Source organism: Streptomyces sp. NBC_00654, assembly GCF_026341775.1.
Classification (GTDB): domain Bacteria; phylum Actinomycetota; class Actinomycetes; order Streptomycetales; family Streptomycetaceae; genus Streptomyces.
Genome location: NZ_JAPEOB010000002.1, coordinates 1,642,036 through 1,667,141, shown reverse-complemented (window position 1 = coordinate 1,667,141; position 25,106 = coordinate 1,642,036). Strand labels below are relative to the sequence as shown.

Sequence of the window (25,106 nt, the reverse complement as noted above, 5' to 3'; positions counted from 1 at the left end):
CCCTGCCGGGTCCACGAGAGTAGGGGTGGCCGCCGGGGACGGCAATGGCGCCCGTCGGTGCGGACCGTGTTCCCCGGCGAGGCTCCGGCCACTCTCGTGCGAACCGGCGTGCTATGAGAAAGTATTTCAACGTGCGGTGCACAAAGGTGAGTTGCAGATCAGCCACTTGGGCGATCGGCTCTCGGCGGGGGGAGTGCGTGATCGAGACGGACCGGAGAGACCAGGACGGCGGCGTGCCGCTGTCCGACAGCCAGCGCAGGGTGCGCCGCAGCCCTCTTCTGTTCACCGCGCCCCTGGTGCTGCTGGGACTGCTGACCCTCGTGCTGATCTGGGAGGCCGTCCGCGCCAATATGACGGGCGAGGCGCGGACCGAATGGCCCTGGCGCCTGCAGCTGCTCGACATGGAGGCGCTGGGCAGCCTGCTGGCCGTGGCCGCCGGGGCGGTCCTGGCCAGGGCGCAGTACGCCCGTACGGTGCGGCCGTATCTCGGCTGGCGGGGCGTCTGGGCCAAGGGGCTCCTGAAGGGGGACGCGGACGCCTGGCGCGTGGGCATACTCAACGGCGGGCAGCACATCGCCGTCATCGAGAACTGGGACTGCCGGCTGGTCCGCCGGGGCGATCCCGATGCCGCCGACGCGCCGTGGGCCGATGTCTCCGACGTCCTGGCAGACCTGACGGCGGCCGGACTGCTCGTCAAGGAGGACTTCCAGCTGATCGCCTTCGGCCCGGGATTCCCCCTGGTGGGCACCGGAGGATATGAATCGGTCCTGGTCGGCGCCTTCTCCCGGAGATTCGTCGAGCAGGTCGACGCGCTGTATGTGCGCGTCAGGGTGACCGACGTCGTGGGCGACACCCACGAGCGGGTGCTGGACTGCATGAGGGGCTCGCGGGTGGGCTACAACGCCCCGCTCGACTGACGTCCGCCCCGCGGGGGCGCGTTCGCGGTCATGCGCGCGGGCACGTTCGTGGTCATGCTCACGGCCATGCTCGCGGTCATGCGCGCGGGTGCGTTCGCGGGCGGAACCCCCGTGACGGAGCGTCTGCCGGGCCGGCGGGACACACCCGGGACCGCGGTACGGGGCGGTGTCCCGTGGCCCGCGAATTCAGGTCATCCGGCAATCCGGAAGTTGCGTGCCCCCGCTGTCCGTGCGCGGGTCGCGCGCCGGTCCGCGGGCGTCCTCACCGGGGAATGCCGCGGGTGCCGCAGGTCCCGTCGGCCCCCACCCCCGCGGCCTGCGGTTTCTCCCCTCACCCGACCGGTCGGTCGCGCACGGTGTTTTCGCCGGGGAAACGGGGCGTCAATGGCACCCCGGTCAACGTGTGTGAGGGCTCGGATGGGAGTAAAGTCATGCCGCCGGACGCTGCAATTATGCAGATACCGGTGACATTCAAGTGTCCGGAAACAACCCCTCAAGGACGGCCGTGAAGACCAACGAATCCTCCCCCGCCTTCGCCAACGCGAAGAGTCGTGCGCCGCTCGTCGAGATCGACGCCCGCAGTGCCGATGCCACCCGGAAGCTCAGCAGGGTATTCGGCGCCACCGCCGGCCGTCCCACGCGGACTTCGACCTTCAGTTCGGCGCTCTGATCCGGTCCGCCGGATGGCTAGACTGGGGGAATGACAGGACCCCTGGTCCCCTTTCGCGAAATCGTACTCAAGGTGCACAGCCGGTGCGATCTCGCCTGCGACCATTGCTATGTCTATGAACATGCAGATCAGAGCTGGCGTACCCGCCCCAAGACAATCTCTGACGACGCTATTTCCTGGACCGCCCGACGCCTGGCCGAACACGCGGCGACTCATGGGCTCTCTTCCCTTTCAGTGATCCTGCATGGGGGAGAGCCGCTCCTGGCGGGGCCCGCGCGGCTGCGCCGCGTCTGCGAGGAGCTCGGCTCGGCACTGCACGGTATCGCTGAGCTGGACCTCAGGATCCACACCAACGGTGTCCAGCTCAGCCCCCGATACCTCGACCTCTTCGACGAGTTCGGCGTCAGGGTCGGGATCTCGCTCGACGGCGACCGTACGGCGAACGACCGGCACCGCCGCTTCGCGAACGGACGCACCAGCCACCCGCTGGTCCTCGACGCGGTCAAGCTGCTCCGGCAGGAGCGCTACCGCCATCTCGACCTCGGCCTGCTGTGCACCATCGACATCCGGAACGATCCGATCGCGGTGTACGAGGCGCTCGCCGAGCAGGAACCGCCGCTCGTCGACTTCCTCCTCCCGCACGCCACCTGGGACGAGCCCCCGCCGCGCCCGGACGGTTCCCCCACCGCCTACGCCGACTGGCTCCTCGCGGTCTTCGACCGCTGGACGGAGCAGGGCAGGCCGGTCCCGGTACGGCTCTTCGCCTCGGTCCTCTCCAGCCTGAGCGGCGGCCCCAGCCTCACCGAATCCCTCGGGCTCGCCCCCACCGATCTGGTCGTCGTCGAGACCGACGGGCAGCTGGAACAGGTGGATTCCCTCAAGAGCGCCTACGAGGGCGCGGCGGCCACCGGGTTCGACGTGTTCACGAACTCCTTCGACGAGGTCGCCGCCCACCCCGGTGTCCGGGCTCGGCAGCTCGGTCTTGCCGGGGTCAGCGAGACCTGCCGCAGCTGCCCGGTCGTACGCTCGTGCGGCGGTGGTCTCTACACCCACCGCTACCGCTCGGCCGGCGGGTTCGACAACCCCTCGGTGTACTGCGCCGATCTGAAGGCGCTCGTCCGGGGCATCGAGGAACGCGCCGGGGCGTCCCTCGGATCGCCCGCGGTCACGGAGCCGAACGAACTGGCCGCGGAGCAGCAGGACCTGACGCGCACCCTGCTCGCCGCGCTCAACGAGGAACTCGACGGGCGGGGCGGGGAGAGCTGGGACCGGGCGTGGGAGCTGGCGGTGCGGATCGAGGGGACGGCGGCCGGTGCCGCCGGGCTGGACGCCGTGCTGGGCCATCCGTTCACCCGGGGCCGGCTGCTCGACGCGCTGGAGGGGGTGCGTGCCGGGCGGCCCGACGACGGCCGGGCGGCGGAGCGGCTGGCCGCGTCCGTGGCCGCCGCCGCCGTGCGTGCCGGACTCGATCTGCCCGTCCGGGTGACCTGCCGGGACGGGCGGTTCCACCTGCCCACCCTGGGCACGGTGCGGATCGGCGGACCGGGGGACCGGGGCGCGGCTCTGGTCCGCGGCACCGGCGGGGGGTTCACGGTCCGCCGTGAGGGCGACGGCGGCCACCCGGAGCCGCACATCGCGCTCAGCGACACGGACGGCCCCCACTGGCAGCCGGTACGCCGGGTGGCGGCGCCCGGGGCGCCCGGGTTCCTCCTCGACGACCTCGATCCCTACCGCGACTGCTTCGGCGCCCCCGTGGCGCCGCGGCTCGGCCGGGACGGGGCCGAGGCCTGGGGCGCACGGCTCGCGGCGGCCTGGGCGCTGCTGGAGGACGCCGTACCGGAACTGGCGGCCGAGGCGGCCGGGGCGCTCACCACCCTGACCCCGCTGGCCCCGTCGGCCGCCGGCGGGGCCGCCGTGGGGCGGCACGGCTACGGTGCGCTCGCGATCGGCGCGGGCGGGGACGCCCGGGAGCTGGCACTCGCACTGCTGGGCGGTTTCCGGCGGGCGAAACTGCGGGCGCTTGCCGAAGTCACGGATCTGTACGCGTCGGACGGTTCCTGGGATCATCGGTTGCCCTGGCGGGAAGAATCCGTATCGTTCTCCCGGCTGCTGACGGAGACCTATGAACGGGCAGGACTCGGTCTCTTCGCGCCACGGTTCCTCAAGGGCGTACCGGAAGCGCTCGACATGATCGAAAAGGCGGCAGAACCGACCGTCGACGGAAAGCGTCTTCTGGCCGTAGTACGGAAAGAGATCAGCGGTACACACGGGACAACTGGGGGAAAGGGCCGCGACGCTGTTCTTGATCAATAACACCCGGGACCGAAACCGGGAACGGTTGACCGAAAAGCGGCGTTCAATGACCGAACGCCAGGGGGGTGGAGCGCAGTCTGCTCCGGAATGATGAATTCGCTCGCATTCTTTTCCTACTCCTCGGATGCGAGTGCTCACACAGGACGGGGGTCGTGTGCACGCATCGACGCAGCAGCGAGCGGCGGACCATCGGCCGTACTTCTTTCTGAGTTACGCGCATACACCGGGGTACGGCGGTGGAACGGACCCCGATATGTGGGTCGAACGGTTATTCCAAGATCTGTGCGGCCATGTGATGGCCATGACCGATCTGCCCGCGGGCGCACCCGCGGGGTTCATGGACCGGGAGATACGCTCCGGTGAGGGCTGGTCGGAACGGCTCGGCGGAGTGCTCGCCACCTGCCGGGTCTTTGTCCCCCTGTTCTCACCGCGTTACTTCGCCAGCGAGATGTGCGGCAAGGAGTGGTACGCGTTCGAACAGCGCGCCATCCACCACCGGGCGCGCTCGAACCAGCCGGCCGAAGCGATCGTCCCGGCGCTCTGGGTCCCGGTGCCTCCCAGCCAACTGCCGGGATCGGCGGAGCGGTTGCAGTTCAACCACCGGGACTTCGGGGACCGGTACGTCAGCGACGGACTCTATGGGCTGATCAAGCTCAGGCTGTTCGCCCAGGACTACGAACGGGCCGTCTACGAACTGGCCAAACGGATCGTCAGCGTCGCCGACACGGTGCGGATCGACACCGGCCGGCCGGTCGACTACCGGCTCGCGCCCAGCGCCTTCGGCTCGCGCAGCAGCGGGGTGGGCGCCCCCCGGCCGATGCGGATCACCATCTGCGCGCCCACCCGCCACGACCTGCCCGAGGGGCGCAACAGCGACTACTACGGCGACAACCCGCAGGACTGGAACCCCTATCATCCGGCCGCCGCGAGACCGCTGGCCTATGTGGCCGAGGAACTGGTGCGCTCGCTCAACTACCAGGCCGTCATCTCCTCGTTCGACGAGGAGTCCGGGCAGCCCGAGGGCAAACAGTCGCCCAGCACCCCCGAGATACTCCTCGTCGACCGCTGGGCCCTCCAGGACGAGGAGCGGCGGCGCCGGCTCGCCTCCTTCGACGCCGAGAACCGCCCCTGGGTGACCATGGTCGTGCCGTGGAACCGCGACGACCACCAGAGCCGGGCGGCCGAGGCCGAACTCACCGAGAAACTCGAACAGACCATGCCGGCCAAGATGCGGCAGGGGCGGGCCTTCTGCCGCGTGGCGGCCAAAGGAGTGCCGACCATGGACGCCTTCGGGCAGATCCTGCCCCAGGTGGTCGAGGTGGCCGCCCAGCAGTATCTGCGCCACGCGACGGCGTACCCACCGGCCACCGGCGGAGGACACAGCGAACGGACGCGGCTGATGGGACCCATGGGCAACACCAGCTTCCTACCCGACCCGAACGATCCTGCGACGCAAGCGGAGGACGTATGACAGCCGGTCGTGACGGGCGCATCGTCACTTTCTACTCGTACAAGGGCGGTACGGGCCGCACGATGGCCCTGGCCAACACGGCCTGGATCCTGGCCGCCAACGGCAAGCGGGTACTGGCCGTCGACTGGGACCTGGAGGCACCCGGTCTGCACCGGTTCTTCCACCCCTTCCTCGACCCCTCCACCCTCGGTGCCACCACCGGGGTGATCGACCTGATCACCGAGTACGCCTGGGCCGCGACCAGCCCCGCCCAGCGCGCGGACGACTGGCACCGCGACTACGCCCGCATCCAGCCGCACGCGGTCTCCCTCACCCCCGAGGCGCTCGGCTGGGAGTTCCCGCAGGGCGGCACCCTCGACTTCGTCTCCGCCGGCCGGCAGAACCGCGAATACTCCGCGACCGTCTCCACCTTCGACTGGGACAACTTCTACGACCGGCTCGGCGGCGGCCACTTCTTCGACGCCCTGCGCGAGGACATGAAGGCCAACTACGACTACGTCCTCATCGACAGCCGTACCGGCCTCAGCGACATCGCCGACATCTGCACCGTCCACCTCCCCGACGTGCTCGTCGACTGCTTCACCCTCAGCGACCAGTCCATCGACGGTGCCGCCTCCGTCGCCCGGCAGATCGCCGAGCGCTACACCGGCCGTCCCATCGCGATCTTCCCCGTCCCGATGCGTATCGACGAGGGCGAGAAGGAGAAGGCCGACGCCGGACGGGCGCTGGCCCGGCTCAAGTTCGACCGGCTGCCGCGCGATCTCTCGGGCGACGAACTCACCGCCTACTGGGGCGCGGTGGAGATTCCGTACCGCCCCTACTACGCGTACGAGGAGACGCTCGCCACCTTCGGGGACGAGGCCGGGCTCACCAACTCGCTGCTCTCCGCCTTCGAACGGCTCACCGCGGTCATCACCGGCCGGCAGATCACCGCCATGCCTCCGGTGGGCGAAGAGGTGCGCCTGCGCATCCGGGACGCCTTCACCCGCCGCAGGCCCGCGCTGCCCGCCGACCTCTTCCTCAGCTATGTGGCGGAGAACCGGATGTGGGCCGACTGGATCGAGTCCGTCCTCACCCGGGCCGGCTTCCGGGTGGTCCCGCGCGATGTCTCCGCCGAACGGAGCGAGCGCCCGGAACCGGCGGACGTCACCGCCGAGAACGCGGCCAGGACCGTCGTCCTGCTCTCCAGCGCCTACCTCAAGTCGCAGCGCGCGGTGGGCCTGTGGGACCGCGCGGTCTCCGAGGACCCCGGCGGCGGCCGGCGCCAGCTGCTGCCGTTCAGGGTCGGGGACGTACGCCTCAGCGCCCCCTACATCGACCGCAACCCCGTCGACCTCTTCCGGCTCGACGAGGTGCACGCCACCACGGCCCTGATGCGCGCACTGGACCGGCCGGTGCAGCTGGTCGACGGGACGTCACCGGGGCCCCGCTTCCCCGGCACCGTACCGAGGATCTGGAACGCCCCGCCGCGCAACCCCGGATTCACCGGCCGCTCCCTCGTCCTGGAACGGATGCGCGACCAGCTCGGCGGCGGCATGGCGGTCGTCCTGCCGCAGCCGCAGACCCTGTACGGACTCGGCGGCGTCGGCAAGACCCAGGTGGCGCTGGAGTATGTGCACCGCTTCATGGCCGACTACGACCTGGTCTGGTGGATATCGTCCGAGCAGCCAGACGACGTGGTGGCCTCACTGGCCGAACTCGCCGTCCGGCTCGGTGCCCAGGGCGGCGAGGACATGGCCGCGGCCTCGCAGGAGGCCGTCGACCTGCTGCGGCGCGGAGTGCCCTCGGACCGCTGGCTGCTGGTCTTCGACAACGCCGACGATCCCGAACAGCTCCGCCGCTACTTCCCGCAGGGCGGCTCCGGCCACATCCTGGTGACCTCCCGGAACCAGACCTGGTCCCAGCACGGCGACGCGCTGCCCGTCGATGTCTTCCTCCGCGAGGAGTCCGTCGAGCACCTCCAGCGCCGCGCCCCGGGACTCAGCGACGACGACGCCGCACAGGTGGCCACCGCGGTCGGTGACCTGCCGCTCGCCGTCGAGCAGGCGGCGGCCTGGATCGCGGAGACCGCCACCCCCATCGGCGCCTATCTGGAACAGCTCGCCCAGCAGGCCCCGCAGGTGCTCGCCCTCAACCAGCCCGCCGGCTACCCCGAACCGGTCGCCGCGACCTGGAACATCTCCATCGCCCGGCTCAAGGAGCGCTCGCCCGCCGCGGTGCGGCTGCTCCAGCTCTGCGCCTTCTTCGCTCCCGAGCCGATCTCCGCGAATCTCCTCTACAGCAAGGAGATGATCGAGGCCCTGAAGCCGTACGACGCCTCGCTCCAGGAGAAGCTGGTGCTCGGCCGGGTCATCCGGGAGATCGGCCGGTTCGCCCTCGCCAAGGTCGACCAGGTGTCCAACTCCATCCAGGTGCACCGTCTGGTGCAGGCGGTGATCAGGGCCCAGCTCAGCGAGGAGGAGCAGCGGGAGGCCCGCCATGTCGTCCACCGCATTCTGGCGGGTGCGCGGCCCGACGACGACGAGCCGATCGACAACCCGGAGACCTGGCAGACCTTCGCCACCATCTGGCCGCACCTGGGCCCGTCCGACGCGCGCAACTGCAAGGAGCCGGAGCCCCGCAGGCTCCTGATCGACCGGGTGCGCTATCTGTGGAAGCGCGGGGACGTCCGGACCGCGGCCACCCTCGGTGACGAACTGCGCGAGACCTGGCTGGAGACGCTGGGGGAGCGGGACCTCCAGTACCTCTACCTCTGCTTCCACCTCTCCAACATCCTGCGTACGCGCGGACGGTACGTGGAGGCGAAGGAGCTCGACGAGCTGACCCTCCAGCGGCAGCGGGAGGTGCTGGGCCAGGAGCACCCGCACACGTACATGACCACCAGCAGTCTGGCCATCGACCTCGGTCTGCTCGGTGACTACGGCCGGGCGATCGAGCTGGCGACCGACGCCCGCGACGGGTTCAGCCAGATCTTCCACGACGATCACCCCAGGACGCTGGCGGCGGCCAACAACCTGGCCCTGAACCTGCGGAGCATCGGGCAGTACGCCAAGGCCCGCGAGATCGACCAGGACGTCTACGACTCACGGACCGAAGTGCTCGGCGCGGAGCACCCCTACAGTCTCTCCTCCGCCATGAACCTGGCCCGTGACCTGCGGGAGATCGGGCGGTACGAGGACTCCGTCGGTCTGCTCAGCCGCACCTACGACGCCTTCAAGCGGACGCTCGGCCGGAGCTATCCGACCACGCTCAGCGCCGCGAAGAGCCTGGCGGTCTCGCTGCGCAGGGCGGGCCGTTTCGAGGATGCCCACCGGCTGACGGTGGCCACCCGTGCCAGGTACCGCGCGAAGTACACCATGGCCAACCCCGATTCGCTGGCGTGCGACCTCAACCTGGCGGCGGACCTGTTCGCGGCGGGCGAGCCGGTCCAGGCCAGGGACGCGGCACGGGAGGTGGTCGACCAGTACATGAAGGTGCCGGGGGAGAAGCACCCGTACACCCTGGCCGCCCAGAACAACCTCGGTGTCTATCTGTCGGGGACGGGGGAGGCGGAGCAGGCCGAGAGGCTGCTGAAGCAGGTGGTCGCCTCGATGCGGGAGCGGTTCGGCCGCGAGCACCCGAACACCCTGTTCTGCGTGATGAACCTGGCCAGCGCGACCGCGGACCGGGGGGAACTCGACATCGTGCTGGAGACGGAGGAGCGGCTGTCCTCGCAGCTGCGGGAGGCCCTCGGGGCCTACCACCCCGAGACCCTGGCCATGACCTCGAACAGGGCGGTCACGCTCGACGCGCTGGGACGCGAGAACGAGGCGGTGCACCTGCGGGCGGAGGTGGTCGCCGAGCTGTCCAGGCAGCTCGGCGACGAGCATCCGCTGACCCGGATCGCCCGGGACGAGCGCCGGTTCCGGCGCGAACTGGAACCGCTCGCGGTGTGAGCCCGGCCGGGCCCGCCCCGACGGGCCCGGCCGTGGCCAAGTGCCCAGCCGTGGCCGGGGAGTGCCCGGCCGTGGTCAGGCGGCCGGGCACTCCCGGTCGTCCAGCAGCCAGTTGAGGATGCCGGGGAGCGCGGACAGCGCGTCGAAGTGCGCCGCCGCCGGTTCCAGTACGGCGGTGGCCCCGGGGATCTGGCCGGCCAGCCAGCGGGAGTGGCCGACCGGTGAGAACACGTCCTTCTCGCCGTGCCAGAGCATCACCGGACCGGTGATCTCCGCCGGGTCGAAGCCCCAGGGACGGCAGAAAGCGATGGCGTCGTCGATCCATCCGTACGCCGAAGTGCGCAGCCCCTCCCGGTAGTTGCGCAGCAGCATCGAGCGGATCCCGGCGTCGTTGACCACCACGCGGTCGGACGCGGTCAGCTCCCGGCGCAGATCGTCCAGAAGCCTGACAGGGTTCTGCCGGATCTCCTCGGAGCGGATGATGAAGGACTCCGCGAGGCCGTCCGGGTCGGCCGCGGCGGTGGAGTACGCGAGCACATTCGACTCCGCCATCCCCTCGAACCAGTCGAGTCCCTCCGCGTCCCAGGGCGCGAGGCCGACCAGGGCGGCGGTGCGGGTGACCCGGTCCGGCATCAGCGCCGCGCAGGCCAGGGCGTGCGGGGCACCGCCGGAGCGTCCCACGACGGCGAACCGCTCCAGACCCAGGGAGTCGGCGATCGCCCGTACGTCCTCGACGACATCGCTCACCCGGCGGCCCGCGTGACGGTCGGAGCCGCCGTATCCGGGGCGGTCATAGGTGATCAGCTGGGTGCGGCGCTGATAGAGCACCATGCCGCGTGGAGCGGGGCCCAGCCTGCTGCCCGGCATGCCGTGGAGCAGGAAGACCGGTCTGCCGCGCGGATCACCCAGGCGCTCCACCATCAGATGCCGCCCGTCCGCCGCGCGCACCCGACTTCGCACCCGTGCCTCCTCCGCCTCGGTTCCCCGGCCGGTCCGGGCACGGTGTGCCCGGCGTGTGCTGCCTTTTCGATGATGACCCATCAGGGGCGTCACGGGGACTCCCTGTCGGAAGGAACCGTGAAGGTCTTGGCGTGAAGGTACGGGGCGGGGGGCTTTCGCCGGATCCCGCACCGCGGCCGCGCGCTTCCCCGCGCGCCGTCGCGCGCATTATTCGTGAACGTTTTCACAAGCTTGCGAAGGGCTTTGGTCCCCGATGTCTTTGCAGGTGGGAGCGGGTTTCATGGGGAGAACGAGCGCTCGGGAGAGGACTTTGGGCCCTTCCGCCAGGGTCTTTGGTGGCCGATTCCGGAGTGATCACAGGTGTCGAATGGAGAGGTCAAGGAGCGCGACTCGATGAAGGAGTTCCTGTCATGCAGGCCGAAGAGATGGTGGACGGACTGGTCCGTAGGGCCTTGAACGCGCTCGACGCATACGGGTCGTTCACACAGGAGCAGATCGACCACATCGTCAAGAAGGCCTCGCTCGCCGCACTCGGCCGGCACGGCGAGCTCGCGCGGCTGGCGGTCGAGGAGACCGGGCGCGGGCTCTTCGAGGACAAGGCCGTCAAGAACCTGTTCGCCTGCGAGCACATCACGCACTCGATGGCCGGGCTGAAGACCGTCGGGGTCATCGGCCGCGACGAGGTGAACGGCATCACCGAGATCGCCGAGCCGGTCGGTGTCGTCTGCGCGATGACCCCGGTGACCAACCCGACCTCCACCACCGTCTTCAAGGCGCTGATCGCGCTGAAGACCCGCAACCCGGTCGTCTTCGCCTTCCACCCCTCCGCGCAGCACTGCTCGGCCGAAGCCGCCAGGACGGTCCGCGACGCGGCGGTCGCGGCCGGCGCGCCCGAGGACTGCGTGCAGTGGATCGAGGAACCCTCGATGGAGGCGACGGGCCTGCTGATGCACCACGACGGTGTCTCCACCATCCTGGCGACCGGCGGGAACGCCATGGTCAAGGCCGCCTACTCGTGCGGGAAGCCCGCCCTGGGCGTCGGCGCGGGAAACGTGCCCGCGTATGTCACCAGCAGCGGCAGGCTCCGGCGCGCGGTGCATGACATCGTGCTCTCGAAGTCCTTCGACCACGGCATGATCTGCGCCTCCGAGCAGGCCGTCATTCTCGACCACGAGGTGTACGACCGGGGTCTCGCGGAATTCGAGCGCCTGGGCGCGTATGTCGTCACCGCCGCCGAGAAGACCAAGCTGGAGGAGTTCGTCTTCGGCACCACGGCCTTCGCCGCCGACTGCTCCGGCGGGAAACTGAACGCGGACGTCGTCGGGAGGTCCCCGCGGTGGATCGCCGAGCAGGCCGGATTCCAGGTCCCCGAGAACACCGCGCTGCTGATCGCCGAATGCGCGGAGGTCGGTGAGGGCGAACCGCTCACCCGGGAGAAGCTTTCCCCGGTGCTGGCCGCCCTGAAGGCCGATTCCACCCGGCACGGCCTCGAACTCTCCGCCCAGATGGTCGAGTTCGACGGACTGGGACACAGCGCGGCCATTCACACCGAGGACGCGGAACTGGCCGAGGAATTCGGCAGTCGGGTCAAGGCGGTCCGGATCATCGTCAACGCGCCCTCGACCTTCGGCGGTATCGGCGACGTGTACAACGCCTTTCTGCCCTCCCTCACCCTCGGCTGCGGCAGCTACGGGCACAACTCGGTCTCCGGCAATGTCTCCGCGGTCAACCTCATCAACATCAAGCGGATCGGGCGGCGCAACAACAACATGCAGTGGTTCAAAGTGCCGCCGAAGATCTACTTCGAGCGCAACGCGCTGCGCTACCTCGGCGAGATGGACGGGCTGAACCGGGTCACCGTCGTCACCGACAGGACCATGGGCAGGCTGGGTTACGTACAGAAGGTCATCGACATCCTGCACTCCCGCGAGGGCGGACCGGTGACCCTCCAGGTGATCGACAACGTCGAGCCGAACCCCGAGCTGGAGACCGTACGGGCCGGGGCCGCGCTGATGCGCGACTTCGCACCGGACACGATCATCGCGCTGGGCGGCGGCTCCGCGATGGACGCGGCGAAGATCATGTGGCTGATGTACGAGCACCCCGAGGTCGAGTTCGCGGACACCAAGGAGAAGTTCTTCGACATCCGCAAGCGCGCCTACACCTTCCCCTCACTGGGCGAGAAGGCGCAGCTGGTCGCCGTCCCGACCACCTCGGGCACGGGCAGCGAGGTCACCCCGTTCGCGGTGATCTCCGACCCGGCGGCCGCCCAGAAGTACCCGCTCGCCGACTACGCCCTCACCCCGAACGTCGCCATCGTCGACCCGGTGCTGCCGATGGGCCTGCCGCCGAACGTCACGGCGGACTCCGGGTTCGACGCGCTGACCCATGCCACCGAGGCGTATGTCTCCGTCTACGCCAACGACTACACCGACGGGCTCTGCCTCCAGGCCATCAAGCTGATCTTCGGCAACCTGGAGCGCTGTGTGGTCGACGGGGCCCGGGACCCCGAGGCGCGGGAGAAGATGCACAACGCGTCGACCGTCGCCGGAATGGCCTTCGCCAACGCCTTCCTCGGCCTGGTGCACGCCATGGCCCACACCCTGGGCAACACCTTCCACGTCCCGCACGGTCGCACCAACGCGCTGCTCCTGCCGCATGTGATCCGGCACAACGGCCAGGTCACCGGCAAGGCCACCCCCTGGCCGAAGGCCGAGGTCTACCGGGCCCCGGAGCGGTTCCAGGAGATCGCCCGGATGCTGGGGCTGCCCGCCTCCACCCCGGCCGAAGGGGTCGAGTCCTACGCACGTGCCGTCGAGGAACTGCGCGCCAAGTGCGGGATCCCGGCCTCCTTCGCCGAGGAGGGCGTCGAGGAGACGGCCTTCGTCGAGGCGCTGCCGCAGCAGGCGATGAACGCGTACGCCGACCAGTGCGCCCCCGCCAACCCGCGGATGCCGATGATCGACGACATGATCCGGCTGATGCGGCAGGCGTACTACGGCAGCTGACCGGAGGCGCGCGTACCCCGCCCGGATGCCCGGTGCCGAGCAGGCACCGGGCGTTCGGGCATCCGGCGTTCGGGTTTCCGGCCACTCGGGCGTCCGGCCGTTCGGGGCGGAACCCGTGAAGAGTGGTGGTATCCGGCACAACCCATGCGCATATCCAGCCTTTCTGTGTGTGTCAGGTGTGCGCTCCGGTCGCATCGGCACATGCTCATCGCGGCGGCGGTGCCCGAAGGGCGGGCGCCGCGTCACCATGCAGGGGGAAGCGCGATGAGACGTGGACGTCGTCCGGCCGGAGGGATCGTGGTGGCTGCCGTCGCCGCGGCGTTGGTGACGGGAGCGGTGCCGGCCTCGGCCGCCGGTGCGGCGGAGGCCGCGATGCCGGGGTTCCTGGAGCCGTCGGACCTGCCGCCGGACCCCTTCTCGGCGTGGTACCGGTCGTCCGGTCCCTCCGAGGGGCCGCACCAGGCGATCTGTGCGGAGGCGCTCGTTCTGCCCGAGGGGGATGTCTGGAGCGCCACCTACAGCACCCCGGAGACGGCCGGGGCCTCGCAGGTGTCCGTGGTCTTCCCCACGGAGGCCGCGGCCGCCGGATTCGGTGCGCAGGCCGAGGCCTCGATCACGGGCTGCGAGGCCCGTATGGAGCAGGAGCAGCCGGGCCGCCCCGTGACGTTCCAGGACCACGGCACGGTCGGCGTCGAGGAGGGCGCCCATGTCTACGGCATCGGCTTCCAGGGCGGCTGGGGCTATCAGAACCAGCTCGTCTCGGTGGGCCGCGACGGCGACACCGTGACGATCGTCAGCTGGGAGAGCAACTGGGGCGACCCGCCCGTCGACGCCTTCAGGGAGACCACCCGGGTGGCCGTGGACAAGCTCAGGTGAGGGTCGGCCCGCCCGGTGCCGTCGCCGCCGAGGGCGCCGGACCGGACGGGTCCGTCTCCGGCCTGTGCCGCAGGGACAGCAGCAGGGTGCCGGCCGTGCCGACGACCGCCCAGGCGGAGAGCACCAGCAGCGGCCCGGTGACCGCGTTGCCCTTGAAGTACGCGATCGAGCGGGCCACCCAGGTGCCGGCGCCCGGGGGCAGGGCGGGGCCGATCGCCCGCCAGAAGTCCGGCAGCATCGGCAGCGGGAAGGCGCCGCCCGCGCTCGGGTTGCCCGCGATCACGATGATCAGGACGGCCAGTCCGATGCCGACGATGCCGGTGAGCGCCTCCAGGGCGAGCGTGATCATGCCGACCGAGAAGACGACCAGCGCGCCCAGGCCGGACAGCCCCCACACGCTGCCTGGCAGGGCACCGAGGATCGGCCCGATGATGACCGCGCCGCCGATGCCGCCCGCGATCGAGTACAGCGCCATGACCCCGGTCCGGATCACCGCGCGCTGTCGGTTGGCGGGCTTGGTGCCGGCGCTGATCGCCAGGATCGAGGCGCAGAGGTAGCCGCCCACGCACCAGCCCACGACGAGGTAGAAGGACGAGAGCCCGTCGAAGTCGTCGGGGGAGGCCGGGGCCACGTCCACGGTGCGCACGGTCCGGCGCTGGGTGGCCTCGACCTCGGTGAGGATCTTCTCCAGGGAGGTGGCCAGCACGGTGCCGCCGCCGGAGGCGACCAGCACGATGTCGGTCCTCCCCGCCGGGTCGACGATCAACGCTCCGTCGATGTCGCGGTTCAGGATCTGCTCGCGGGCCTGTGCGGCGTCACCGACCGTGCGGGGGTCCAGCGGGCCGCCGGGCAGATCGTCCAGCTGGGTGACGAGCTGCTGGGACATCTGCTGGGGGGCCACCACCCCGAACGGGACATCGGTCGGCTTCGGCTTGTGCAGCGCTCCGACGTAGGACGCGATGAACAGGAGCTGCAGCCCGAGCACACCGATCACGAGCAGTGCGGCCCGTGTGGTGACGGCGTTCTTCACCTCGTCGACGAAAGTCATGCCCCCACGGTCCGGGCGGCCCGCTGTTTACGCAGGCGGGGCTGGGCCGAATGGCTGATGGGGCGGCCGGGAGGTGCCCCGCACCCCGGGTATCGTACGAATGTTCGAAACTTGGTCTATGGTGGAGAACGAGGGGGGTGAGTTACGGAACGGTCCAGGAGGTGCGGATGCCCGGGTTCACGCATCTGCACACCGTTTCCGGGTTCTCCCTGAGATACGGGGCCTCGCACCCGGAGCGGCTGGCCGAACGTGCCGCCGAGCGGGGGATGGACGCCCTCGCGCTGACCGACCGCGACACCCTCGCGGGCGCCGTCCGCTTCGTCCGGGCCTGCGAGAAGGCCGGGATCCGGCCGCTCTTCGGCGTCGAACTAGCGGTGGCGCGGCGTACGGGGGAGGAGGGCCGCACGCATCGGCTGCGGGCGCCCGTGCGCGGTGGTGCCTTTGTCGATGAATCCGCACCCCGGGTCACCTTTCTCGCCCGTGACGGCGCACGGGGCTGGGCGGAGCTGTGCCGGCTCGTCACCGCCGCCCATGCCGCGTCCCCGGACCCGTCCGCCGACGCCGGACCGCCCCTGGTGGACTGGCCCTCGCTGCCCGCCGAAGGGCTCACCGTGCTGCTCGGGCCCGCCTCCGAGGTGGGCGGGGCGCTGGCCGCGGGCCGCCCCGACCGGGCCGCCGCGCTGCTCGCGCCCTGGCGGGAGATGTACGGCGACGACCTGCGCCTCGAAGCCGTCCACCACGGCCGCGGGGGCACCGGGCCGGGCTCGCTGCGGCTCGCCGCCCGGACCGTCGGTTTCGCCGCCGAGCAAGGGGTGCGGGCCGTGCTGACCAACGCGGTCCGGTACGCCGACCCGGGGCAGGGTCCGGTCGCCGATGTACTCGACTCGGCCCGCAGGCTCGTCCCCGTCGACCCGCGCCGCTCGCCCCTCGACAGCGGTGAGCGCTGGCTCAAGGACGCCCGCGCGATGCGGGAGACCGCCGAGCGGATCACCGCCGCCGCGGGTCTCGGCCCGGACGCCGGGGCGAGGCTGCTGGCGGAGACCCGCCGCACCGCCGACGCCTGCCTCGTCGACCCCGAGGACGACCTCGGCCTCGGCACCGTCCACTTCCCCGAACCGCGTCTCGTCGGTGCCGGGCGGCGCACCGCCCAGCGGGTGCTGGCCTCCCGGGCCGCCGCGGGCATGGTGCTGCACGGCCACGACCGCAGGCGCGACTACTGGGAGCGGATGCACCACGAACTGGACATCATCGCCCACCACGGCTTCGCCTCGTACTTCCTCACGGTCGCCCAAGTCGTCGACGACGTACGGGACATGGGAATCCGGGTCGCCGCCCGCGGCTCCGGCGCGGGCTCCCTGGTCAACCATCTCCTGGGCATCGCGCACGCCGACCCGGTCGAGCACGGGCTGCTGATGGAGCGCTTCCTGTCCAAGCGGCGCTTCGTGCTGCCCGACATCGACATCGACGTCGAATCGGCCCGCCGTCTCGACGTCTACCGCAGGATCATCGGCCGCTTCGGCGCCGAACGGGTCGCCACCGTCGCCATGCCCGAGACCTACCGGGTGCGCCACGCCATCCGGGACGTCGGGGCCGCGCTCTCCATGGACCCGGCCGAGACCGACCGGCTCGCCAAGGCCTTCCCGCACATCCGGGCCCGCGACGCCCGCGCCGCCATGGAGGAACTGCCCGAACTGAGGGCGGTGGCGGAGCGGAAGGAGACGTACGGGAGGCTCTGGGAGCTGGTGGAGGCGCTGGACGCGCTGCCCCGCGGCATCGCCATGCACCCGTGCGGGGTGCTGCTCTCGGACGCCGCGCTGCTGAGCCGTACCCCCGTCGTGCCCACCAGCGGCGAGGGCTTCCCGATGTCGCAGTTCGACAAGGAGGACGTGGAGCACCTCGGACTGCTCAAACTCGATGTGCTGGGCGTACGGATGCAGTCGGCGATGGCGCACGCGGTCACGGAGGTGAAGCGGGCCTCGGGGGAGGAGGTCGACCTCGACGCCGTGCCGCCCGGCGATCCGGAGACGTACCGGCTGATCAGGACCGCCGAGACACTGGGCTGCTTCCAGATCGAGTCGCCGGGCCAGCGCGATCTGGTCGGCAGGCTCCAGCCCGCCACCTTCCACGACCTGGTCGTCGACATCTCGCTGTTCCGGCCCGGCCCGGTCGCCGCCGACATGGTGCGGCCGTTCATCGAGGCCCGGCACGGCCGGGCGCCCGTCCGCTACCCGCATCCCGACCTGGAAGGGCCGCTGCGCGACACCTATGGCGTGGTCGTCTTCCACGAACAGATCATCGAGATGGTGGACATCATGACCGGCTGCGGCCGGGGCGAGGCCGACCGGGTGCGGCGCGGGCTCTCCGACCCCGGGTCGCAGGACCGGATCAAGGTCTGGTTCGCGCGGCGCGCGGCCGCGAGGGGGTACGGCATCGAAGTGATCGCCCGTACCTGGGAGATCATCGAAGCGTTCGGCAGCTACGGCTTCTGCAAGGCGCACGCGGTCGCCTTCGCCGTACCGACGTACCAGTCGGCCTGGCTCAAGGCGCACCATCCGGCGGCCTTCTACGCCGGGCTGCTCACGCACGACCCGGGGATGTACCCCAAGCGGCTGCTCCTCGCGGACGCGCGGCGGCGCGGGGTGCCGGTGCTGCCGCTGGATGTGAACCGTTCGGCGGCCGCCCATCGAATCGAACTGGTGTCCGGCGAAGAAGGGGACCCCGGGACCTGGGGGCTGCGGCTGGCGCTCTCGGACGTCCATGGCATCAGCGACGCCGAGGTCGCCCGGATCGAGGCCGGGCAGCCCTACAGCTCGCTGCTGGACTTCTGGCAGCGCGCCCGGCCGGGCAGGCCGGCCGCCGAACGGCTGGCCCAGGTCGGCGCGTTGGACGCCTTCGGCGCCAACCGCCGCGATCTGCTGCTGCACCTCTTCGAGCTCCACCGTGCCCGGCGGAGTGCCGGACCGGGCGCCCACGGGGCTCAACTCCCGCTGGGGGAGGGCCGGAAGTCCGGTTCCGCGGGCCTGCCCGACCTCAATGACGCGGAGCGGCTCAGCGCCGAACTCGGTGTGCTGAGCATGGATGTCTCGCGCCATCTGATGGAGGACCACCATGTCTTCCTGAAGGAGCTGGGCGCGCTCTCCGCCAAGCGGCTGCGGGAGGCACGGCACGGCGAGACCGTGCTGGTCGCGGGGGCCAAGGCGGCCACCCAGACTCCACCGGTCCGCTCCGGCCGCCGGGTCATCTTCACCACCCTGGACGACGGCACCGGCCTGGTGGACCTGGCCTTCTTCGACGACAGCCACGAGGCCTGCGCGCACACGGTCTTCCACTCCTGGCTGCTGCTGGTGCGCGGCGTGGTGCAGCGGCGCGGTCCGCGGAGCCTGAGCGTGGTCGGCGCCGCGGCCTGGAATCTGGCGGAACTGGCGGAGCTGCGCCGCAGCGGCGGACTCGACGCGGTCGCGGCGCGGCTGGCGGAGGTCCCGGACGGCGCGGACGCCGCTCCGGGGGAAGAGCCCCAAGGCACCGGCACCGGCCGGCGCATCACGCTGCCCACCGGTTACGAGATGAACCCCTGGTCCGACCTCCAGCCCCCCGGCGAGGGGACTCCCACCGGAAGGAAGCTGTGGCACCAGAGCCCCGGGAGCGCGGGATGAACGGCCGGGCGACGATTCTGTTCCTGCGGTTCCGCCGGATCGGCGGGGGGCCGGTGGGCGGCACCGGTTACGAGGGGCTGCTCGCCCTCCTGGGCGCGTTCACCCCGGTCGTCGAGGCCGCACCGCCCGACGGGGCGCTCGCCGATGTGAGCGGCGCGCTGCGCTACTTCGGGCAGGACGCGGTGGACCTGGCCTCGGTGATCCGGGTCCGGGCGCTCGCCCTGCACGGCGTGGACTGCGCGATCGGGGCGGCCGGCAACCCCATGCTGGCCCGGATGGCGGCGCGGCAGGCCGCGCCCGGGACGACCTTCGTGGTGCCCGACGGCCGGGAGGCCGCGTTCCTCGCGCCCCGGCCGGCCGCCGCGCTGGACGGTGTCGGGGCGGCGACGGCACGCACCCTGTGCGGATACGGGCTCGACTCCGTCGGCCGGATCGCCGCGGCGCCGCTGACCACCCTGCAGCGGATCACCGGGGTGCGGACCGGGCGCGAGGTGTGGGAGCGGGCGAACGGCATCGACCGCACCCGGGTCGTCCCGAACGCCGCCGCCCGCTCCATCGCCGCCGAACGCTCCTTCCCGCGCGACGAGCTGGACCGGGAGCGGCACCGCCGCGCGCTGCTCTCGCTCACCGAGGAGCTCGGTGCCCGGCTGCGCGGCGAGGGGCAGGTGTGCCGGGGGCTCGCGGTCTCCGTGCGGTACGCCGACCGGAAGGGCTACACGACGCTGACCCGCAGCCGCGCGCTCCGGGAGCCCACCGCCCACTCGGCGGCGCTCACCGAACTGGCGTACCGGATCCAGGACTCGCTCGGTCTGCAACGGGCCCGGGTCCGGGGGATCGGGCTGCGGGCCGAGGGGCTCGGCGACGCGGAACGGGCGGCCCGCCAGCTCAGCTTCGACCCGGCGGACGAGCGGGCGCGCCGGATCGAGGAGGTGTCGGACCGGCTGCGGGCGAGGTTCGGGCCGCAGGCGGTGAAACCGGGGCGGCTCGCTGCCTGACGTGCTGTCATGTGCCTGGAGCGCGGCCTGCGGTGAGGCGGCGCCAGTTTTTACCGACGCGTAACTTCCCCCGCGACCCTACTCGTGCGTAATTTGGCATGAGCACGGTAAGTGCATCGGAAGGAACAGCACCACCCGACTTGTGGTCCGGGCCGCAGGACGACCGACATCGCCACTCCCTTGAGCCGCAAGGAGACCACACGATGCTGCCCTGGACACGTGCGTCGCGCACCCCGCGTCCGCGCAGAACGCTCGCCGCACTGCTCCTCGCCGTCGCGGCCCTCGCCACCCCCGCGGCGACCGCGACCGCAGCCGCCCCCACCGCCTCCCCCTCGGCATCCACCGCCGGGGAGACCGCCACCTCCCGTGGCTGGAACGACTACTCCTGCAAGCCCTCCGCCGCCCACCCCCGCCCGGTCGTCCTGGTCCACGGAACCTTCGGGAACTCCGTCGACAACTGGCTCGTCCTCGCCCCCTACCTCGTCAACCGGGGCTACTGCGTCTACTCGCTCGACTACGGACAGCTCCCCGGCGTGCCGTTCTTCAACGGGCTCGGCCCCATCGACAAGTCCGCCGGACAGCTCGACGCGTTCGTCGACAAGGTGCTCGCCGCCACCGGAGCGCCGGAGGCCGACCTGGTCGGCCACTCGCAGGGCGGCATGATGCCGAACTACTACCTGAAGTTCCTCGGCGGCGCCGACAAGGTGAACGCCCTCATCGGGATCGCCCCCGACAACCACGGCACCACGCTCCTCGGGCTGACCAGGCTCCTGCCGTACTTCCCCGGCGCCGAGGACCTGCTCACCGAGAAGACCCCCGGCCTCGCCGACCAGATCGCGGGCTCGCCGTTCATCACCCGGCTCAACGCGGGCGGCGACACCGTGCCGGGCGTCCGCTACACCGTCATCGCGACCCGGTACGACGAGGTCGTGACCCCGTACCGCACGCAGTACCTGGACGGCCCGAACGTGCGCAACGTCCTGCTCCAGGACCTGTGCCCGGTCGACCTGTCCGAGCATGTGGCGATCGGGACCATCGACAGGATCGCCTTCCACGAAGTGGCCAACGCCCTCGACCCGTCGCGCGCCACCCCGACCACCTGCGCCTCGGCGGTCGGCTGACCCGGCCGGCGCACCGGGGACCGCTGCCCGGCGGGGGGCGGGCGGCGGTCCCCGGCAGCCGCGGGGGGAGGGGCTCAGCCCAGCGCCCGGTAGCGGCGCTCGGGCCGCCCCGTCCCCCCGTACCGCAAGGTCACCTCGGCCCGCCCCGTCTCCGCGAAGTACTCCAGATAGCGGCGGGTGCTGACCCGGGACAGTGACCCCGCCTGCGCGCACTCGGAGGCGGACAGACCCCCGGGGTGCTCCCGCAGGATGCGCTCCACCAGGTCGGCCGTGTGCGCCGCGAGACCCTTGGGCAGTTCGCGGGAGCCCGGCGGACGGGTGCCGAAGATATGGTCCACGTCCTCCTGCCGGGCCTCCTTCCGCGCCTCGTCCAGCGCGTCGAGCCGATTGCGCAGCGAGGCCACGTGCTGCAACTGCTCCACCAGGGCCGACCGGTGGAACGGCTTGATCAGATAGTGCAGCGCCCCGGCCCGCAACGCCGCGCGGACCACGCCCGCGTCGCGGGCGGCGGTGATGAAGAGCGCGTCGGCGCTGTGGCGGTCCGCGTCCCGCTCCTCCGCCGCCCGCAGCTCCCGCAGCACACTGATTCCGTCCATGTCGGGCAGATAGATGTCGAGCAGGATCAGATCGGGGCGCAACCGCCCCGCCGCGCGCAGCGCTTCGGCGCCGTTGTGCGCCACCCCGACGACCGTGAATCCGTCCATCGCGGACACATAACGGCTGTGCAGCTTCGCGACCATGAAGTCGTCGTCCACCACCAGCACCTTTGTCACGCGGCCACCGTAGAGCGCGACCACAACGACCACAACGTCCGTTGATTCCGGAACGGAGACAGGCCGTCGACGCGCGGGCAGCATGTGGGCCACTTCACAGCGAAAGGCGGAACCCGTGCGATTGCGCACTCCCCTCGCCCTGTTCGGGGCCGCGGTGCTGGTGTTCGTGGGGCCGCCGCTGCTCTCCACGGGCGGCGGCCCGGACAGCGGCACACAGATCCCCGGACTGCGCCCTCATGGTCCCCAACACCCCCGGCGGCGGCTACGACATCACGGCGCGCACCGCCGCGAAGAACGCCGAGGACGCCGGACTCACCCACAGCATCGAGGTGTTCAACCTCCCCGGCGCGGGCGGCACCGTCGGTCTGACCCGGCTCGTCGGCGAGCACGGCAACGGCAGGCTCGCGATGTCCATGGGCCTCGGCGTGGTCGGCGCGGTCCACACCAACAAGTCCCCCAAGACCCTCGGTGACACCACCCCGATCGCCCGGCTCACCGAGGAGCAGGACATCGTCGTCGTCGCCAAGGACTCCCCGTACCGCTCCATCGGCCAGCTGCTCACGGCCTGGCGGGCCGCCCCGGCGAAGCTCCCGGTCGGCGGCGGTTCCTCGCCCGGCGGCCCCGACCACCTCGCCCCGATGCTGATGGCGAAGGCCGCGGGCATCGCCCCGAAGCAGGTCAACTACATCCCGTTCGACGGCGGTGGCGAACTGCTCGCCTCGATCCTCGGCGACAAGGTCGCCTTCGGCGTCAGCGGGGTCGGCGAATACCTCGACCAGATCGAGGCGGGCGAGCTGCGCCTGCTCGCCGTCACCGGTCCGGAGCGGGTCCCCGGGCTCGACGCCCCCACCCTCCGCGAGGCCGGGCTCGACACCGACTTCACCAACTGGCGCGGCATCGTCGCACCGCCCGGCCTCTCCGACGCCGAACGCGACAAGCTCGTCGGCCTGATCCGGAAACTGCACGACTCGAAGCAGTGGAAGGACTCGATGAAGAAGAACGGCTGGGACGACGCCTTCCTCACCGGCGATGCCTTCGGCGACTTCCTGGACGCCCAGGACCGGCGCGTCGCCACGGTCCTTGAGGAGCTGGGACTGTGACCACCGACGACAGGCGATCCCCCGCCCCCGATCCCGCCCCCGCCCCCGATCCCGGACCCGCCCCCGCCCCCGATCCCGGACCCGCCCCCGCCCCCGATCCCGGACCCGCCCCCGCCCCCGATCCCGGACCCGCCCCCGCCCCCGATCCCGGACCCGGCCCCGCCCCCGATCCCGGACCCGGCACCCCTTCGGGGCGAGGTTCCTGGCTGCGCGAGCACTCCGAACTCGGCGTCTGTGTCCTGCTGCTGGCCCTCGGTGTCCTCGTCCTCACCGATGCCCTCACCATGAGCCCCGACATCACCCAGCGCGGACCCGTCGGTCCCAGGACCGTCCCGGTCGTCGTCGGCGCCGGGCTGCTCCTGGTCGCCGTCCTCCTCGCCGTGGACGTCCTGCGCGGCGGCCGCGGCGAGGCGGAGGGAGGCGAGGACGTCGACCTCGCCGAGCCGGCCGACCGGCGCACCGTGCTCCTGCTCGCCGCGGTCTTCCTCGCGGGCGCCGTACTGATCGACCCGCTCGGCTTCCCGGTCGCCGGCGCACTGCTCTTCTGGGGCTCCGCCTACGCGCTGGGCAGCCGGCACCACGACCGCGACCCGCTCATCGCGGCCGGGCTCTCCCTCGTCACGTACATCGTCTTCGACAGGCTGCTCGGGGTCCCCCTCCCCGGCGGCCCGCTGATGGGAGTGGTCTGACCGATGGATTCCCTCAACTCCCTCATCGACGGCTTCGGTACCGCGCTCACACCGGTCAACCTGCTCTGGGCCGCCCTCGGCGTCCTGCTGGGCACGGCGATCGGCGTGCTCCCCGGCATCGGACCGGCCATGGCGGTGGCGCTGCTGCTGCCGGTCACCTACGGACTCGAACCGACCGGTGCGTTCATCATGTTCGCCGGGATCTACTACGGCGCGATGTTCGGCGGCTCCACCACCTCGATCCTCCTCAACACCCCCGGGGAGAGCGCGGCCGTCGTCGCCGCGATCGAGGGCAACCCGATGGCCAGGGCGGGCCGCGGCGCACAGGCGCTGGCCGCCGCGGCGATCGGACACTTCGCGGGCGGCATGATCGGCACGGTCCTGCTGGTCGTCCTCGCCCCGACGGTGGCCTCGCTCGCCGTGGACATCGGTGCCCCCGACTACTTCGCGATCATGGTGCTGGCCTTCATCGCCGTCACCTCCGTCCTCGGCTCCTCCCGAATCCGCGGCCTCGCCTCCCTCCTCATCGGTCTCACCATCGGCCTCGTGGGCCTCGACGGGATGACCGGCCAGCAGCGCCTCACCTTCGGCTCGCTCCAACTGGCCGACGGAATCGACGTGGTGATCGTCGCGGTCGGCCTCTTCGCCATCGGCGAGGCGCTCTGGGTCGCCGCCCATCTGCGCCGCTCCACCGCCGAACCGATCCCCGTCGGCCGCCCCTGGCTCGGCCGGGAGGACCTCGGGCGCACCTGGAGGCCCTGGCTGCGCGGCCCCCTCATCGGCTTCCCGTTCGGCGCGATCCCGGCGGGCGGCGCGGAGATCCCCACCTTCCTCTCGTACGTCACGGAGAAACGTCTCTCCCGACACCGCGCGCAGTTCGGCAAGGGCGCCATCGAAGGTGTCGCGGGGCCGGAGGCGGCGGCCTCCGCCTCCGCCGCCGGCACGCTCGTGTCGATGCTCACCCTCGGTCTGCCCACCACCGCCGTCGCCGCCGTGATGCTGGCCGCCTTCCAGCAGTACGGCATCCAGCCCGGACCGCTCCTGTTCGAACGCGAACCCGAGCTGGTCTGGGGCCTCATCGCCTCGCTCTTCGTCGGCATGGTGCTGCTGCTCGCCCTCAACCTGCCGCTGGCACCCGTGTGGGCGAAGCTTCTGCGGATCCCGCGCCCCTATCTGTACGCGGGCATCCTGTTCTTCGCCGCGGTCGGCGCGTACGCCGTCGGCGGCGAGTCGTCCGACCTGGTGATCCTGCTGGTCATCGGACTGATCGGGTTCGGCATGCGGCGGTACGGACTGCCGGTGCTCCCCGCCGTGATCGGGGTGATCCTCGGCCCCGCCGCCGAACAGCAGCTGCGGCGCGCACTCCAGATCAGCGACGGGAGCGTCTCGGGCCTGGTCGACACCCCGTTCTCGGTGACCGTCTACGCGATCGTGGTGCTGATCGTGGCCTGGCCGTTGGCGCGCGGGCGGGTGGTGCGCCGGCGGGCCGGGGCCACGAAGCAGCGCACGTGACAAGGAGCACGGGACAAGGAGCACGGGACAAGGAGCGCCGGACAAGGAGCACGTGACAGTCCTTC

15 protein-coding genes and 1 pseudogene are annotated in these 25,106 nt (G+C 71.3%); 13 read left to right on the top strand and 3 right to left on the bottom strand.

Features of this window, described 5'->3' with window-relative positions:
* Window positions 1-197 precede the first annotated feature (197 nt).
* The 5 genes from OHA98_RS27630 to fxsT all read left to right on the top strand — a co-directional run bounded on the left by OHA98_RS27630 (window position 198) and on the right by fxsT (window position 9,306).
* Window positions 198-917 carry a hypothetical protein gene (locus OHA98_RS27630; protein ID WP_266929441.1) on the top strand — a complete coding sequence of 240 codons (720 nt, stop codon included), beginning with the start codon at window positions 198-200 and terminating at the stop codon, window positions 915-917.
* 505 nt (window positions 918-1,422) lie between these two features.
* Window positions 1,423-1,587, top strand: coding sequence for an FxSxx-COOH cyclophane-containing RiPP peptide (gene fxsA / locus OHA98_RS27625; RefSeq protein ID WP_266929439.1), 165 nt, complete (start codon window positions 1,423-1,425; stop codon window positions 1,585-1,587).
* Between the two features lie 30 nt (window positions 1,588-1,617).
* A complete protein-coding gene (gene fxsB / locus OHA98_RS27620; RefSeq protein ID WP_266929438.1) occupies window positions 1,618-3,900 on the top strand; it encodes a radical SAM/SPASM protein FxsB, inactivated metallohydrolase extension form in 2,283 nt (760 codons plus the stop codon).
* Between the two features lie 124 nt (window positions 3,901-4,024).
* Entirely contained in the window at window positions 4,025-5,371 is a 1,347-nt protein-coding gene (gene fsxC, locus OHA98_RS27615; protein ID WP_266929437.1) for an FxsC protein, read from the top strand.
* Window positions 5,368-9,306 carry an FxSxx-COOH system tetratricopeptide repeat protein gene (gene fxsT, locus OHA98_RS27610; RefSeq protein ID WP_266929436.1) on the top strand — a complete coding sequence of 1,313 codons (3,939 nt, stop codon included), beginning with the start codon at window positions 5,368-5,370 and terminating at the stop codon, window positions 9,304-9,306. Before fsxC ends, fxsT begins: the two co-directional genes overlap by 4 nt.
* Window positions 9,307-9,381: 75 nt before the next feature.
* On the opposite strand, the gene OHA98_RS27605 is transcribed toward fxsT, so the two are convergent.
* Window positions 9,382-10,266, bottom strand: a complete 885-nt coding sequence (locus OHA98_RS27605) for an alpha/beta fold hydrolase (protein WP_266929435.1) — start codon at window positions 10,264-10,266, stop codon at window positions 9,382-9,384.
* Between the two features lie 425 nt (window positions 10,267-10,691).
* Between OHA98_RS27605 and adhE the strand changes: the two genes are divergently transcribed.
* The gene (gene adhE, locus OHA98_RS27600; RefSeq protein WP_266930942.1) at window positions 10,692-13,274 is read left to right on the top strand and encodes a bifunctional acetaldehyde-CoA/alcohol dehydrogenase; all 2,583 of its coding nucleotides are present in this window, start codon (window positions 10,692-10,694) and stop codon (window positions 13,272-13,274) included.
* A 264-nt stretch (window positions 13,275-13,538) separates the two neighbouring features.
* Window positions 13,539-14,150, top strand: a complete 612-nt coding sequence (locus OHA98_RS27595) for a hypothetical protein (RefSeq protein WP_266929434.1) — start codon at window positions 13,539-13,541, stop codon at window positions 14,148-14,150.
* Here OHA98_RS27595 and OHA98_RS27590 read toward each other — a convergent pair.
* Window positions 14,143-15,198 carry a DUF3533 domain-containing protein gene (locus OHA98_RS27590; RefSeq protein WP_266929433.1) on the bottom strand — a complete coding sequence of 352 codons (1,056 nt, stop codon included), beginning with the start codon at window positions 15,196-15,198 and terminating at the stop codon, window positions 14,143-14,145. The two genes, OHA98_RS27595 and OHA98_RS27590, sit on opposite strands and share 8 nt — an antisense overlap.
* A gap of 167 nt (window positions 15,199-15,365) precedes the next feature.
* On the opposite strand from OHA98_RS27590, the gene OHA98_RS27585 reads away from it, so the two are divergent.
* The 3 genes from OHA98_RS27585 to OHA98_RS27575 all read left to right on the top strand — a co-directional run bounded on the left by OHA98_RS27585 (window position 15,366) and on the right by OHA98_RS27575 (window position 20,967).
* A complete protein-coding gene (locus OHA98_RS27585) occupies window positions 15,366-18,851 on the top strand; it encodes a DNA polymerase III subunit alpha (RefSeq protein ID WP_266930941.1) in 3,486 nt (1,161 codons plus the stop codon).
* Window positions 18,848-19,846, top strand: coding sequence for a hypothetical protein (locus OHA98_RS27580; RefSeq protein WP_266930939.1), 999 nt, complete (start codon window positions 18,848-18,850; stop codon window positions 19,844-19,846). Before OHA98_RS27585 ends, OHA98_RS27580 begins: the two co-directional genes overlap by 4 nt.
* A gap of 203 nt (window positions 19,847-20,049) precedes the next feature.
* A complete protein-coding gene (locus tag OHA98_RS27575; protein ID WP_266929431.1) occupies window positions 20,050-20,967 on the top strand; it encodes a triacylglycerol lipase in 918 nt (305 codons plus the stop codon).
* 74 nt (window positions 20,968-21,041) lie between these two features.
* Here the strand turns inward: OHA98_RS27575 and OHA98_RS27570 are convergent, their stop codons facing one another.
* Complete coding sequence (locus tag OHA98_RS27570; RefSeq protein WP_266930937.1) at window positions 21,042-21,731, bottom strand: response regulator; 690 nt, start codon at window positions 21,729-21,731, stop codon at window positions 21,042-21,044.
* Window positions 21,732-21,855: 124 nt separating this feature from the next.
* On the opposite strand from OHA98_RS27570, the pseudogene OHA98_RS27565 reads away from it, so the two are divergent.
* From OHA98_RS27565 to OHA98_RS27555, 3 genes and pseudogenes are all read left to right on the top strand, one after another.
* Window positions 21,856-22,840, top strand: a pseudogene (locus OHA98_RS27565) (Bug family tripartite tricarboxylate transporter substrate binding protein).
* A 206-nt stretch (window positions 22,841-23,046) separates the two neighbouring features.
* On the top strand, window positions 23,047-23,529 hold the full coding sequence (locus tag OHA98_RS27560) for a tripartite tricarboxylate transporter TctB family protein (RefSeq protein WP_266930936.1): 483 nt from the start codon (window positions 23,047-23,049) through the stop codon (window positions 23,527-23,529).
* Window positions 23,530-23,532: 3 nt separating this feature from the next.
* Complete coding sequence (locus OHA98_RS27555) at window positions 23,533-25,041, top strand: tripartite tricarboxylate transporter permease (RefSeq protein WP_266929430.1); 1,509 nt, start codon at window positions 23,533-23,535, stop codon at window positions 25,039-25,041.
* Window positions 25,042-25,106 lie beyond the last annotated feature (65 nt).

What these genes read in the sequence shown, in the direction of transcription:
- OHA98_RS27585 (WP_266930941.1), top strand. Translation starts at nt 15,366, where the DNA reads ATGCCCGGGTTCACGCATCTGCACACCGTTTCCGGGTTCTCCCTGAGA.
- fxsT (WP_266929436.1), top strand. Translation starts at nt 5,368, where the DNA reads ATGACAGCCGGTCGTGACGGGCGCATCGTCACTTTCTACTCGTACAAG.
- OHA98_RS27580 (WP_266930939.1), top strand. Translation starts at nt 18,848, where the DNA reads ATGAACGGCCGGGCGACGATTCTGTTCCTGCGGTTCCGCCGGATCGGC.
- OHA98_RS27555 (WP_266929430.1), top strand. Translation starts at nt 23,533, where the DNA reads ATGGATTCCCTCAACTCCCTCATCGACGGCTTCGGTACCGCGCTCACA.
- OHA98_RS27575 (WP_266929431.1), top strand. Translation starts at nt 20,050, where the DNA reads ATGCTGCCCTGGACACGTGCGTCGCGCACCCCGCGTCCGCGCAGAACG.
- fsxC (WP_266929437.1), top strand. Translation starts at nt 4,025, where the DNA reads ATGCGAGTGCTCACACAGGACGGGGGTCGTGTGCACGCATCGACGCAG.
- fxsB (WP_266929438.1), top strand. Translation starts at nt 1,618, where the DNA reads ATGACAGGACCCCTGGTCCCCTTTCGCGAAATCGTACTCAAGGTGCAC.
- adhE (WP_266930942.1), top strand. Translation starts at nt 10,692, where the DNA reads ATGGTGGACGGACTGGTCCGTAGGGCCTTGAACGCGCTCGACGCATAC.
- OHA98_RS27595 (WP_266929434.1), top strand. Translation starts at nt 13,539, where the DNA reads ATGAGACGTGGACGTCGTCCGGCCGGAGGGATCGTGGTGGCTGCCGTC.
- OHA98_RS27590 (WP_266929433.1), bottom strand. Translation starts at nt 15,198, where the DNA reads ATGACTTTCGTCGACGAGGTGAAGAACGCCGTCACCACACGGGCCGCA.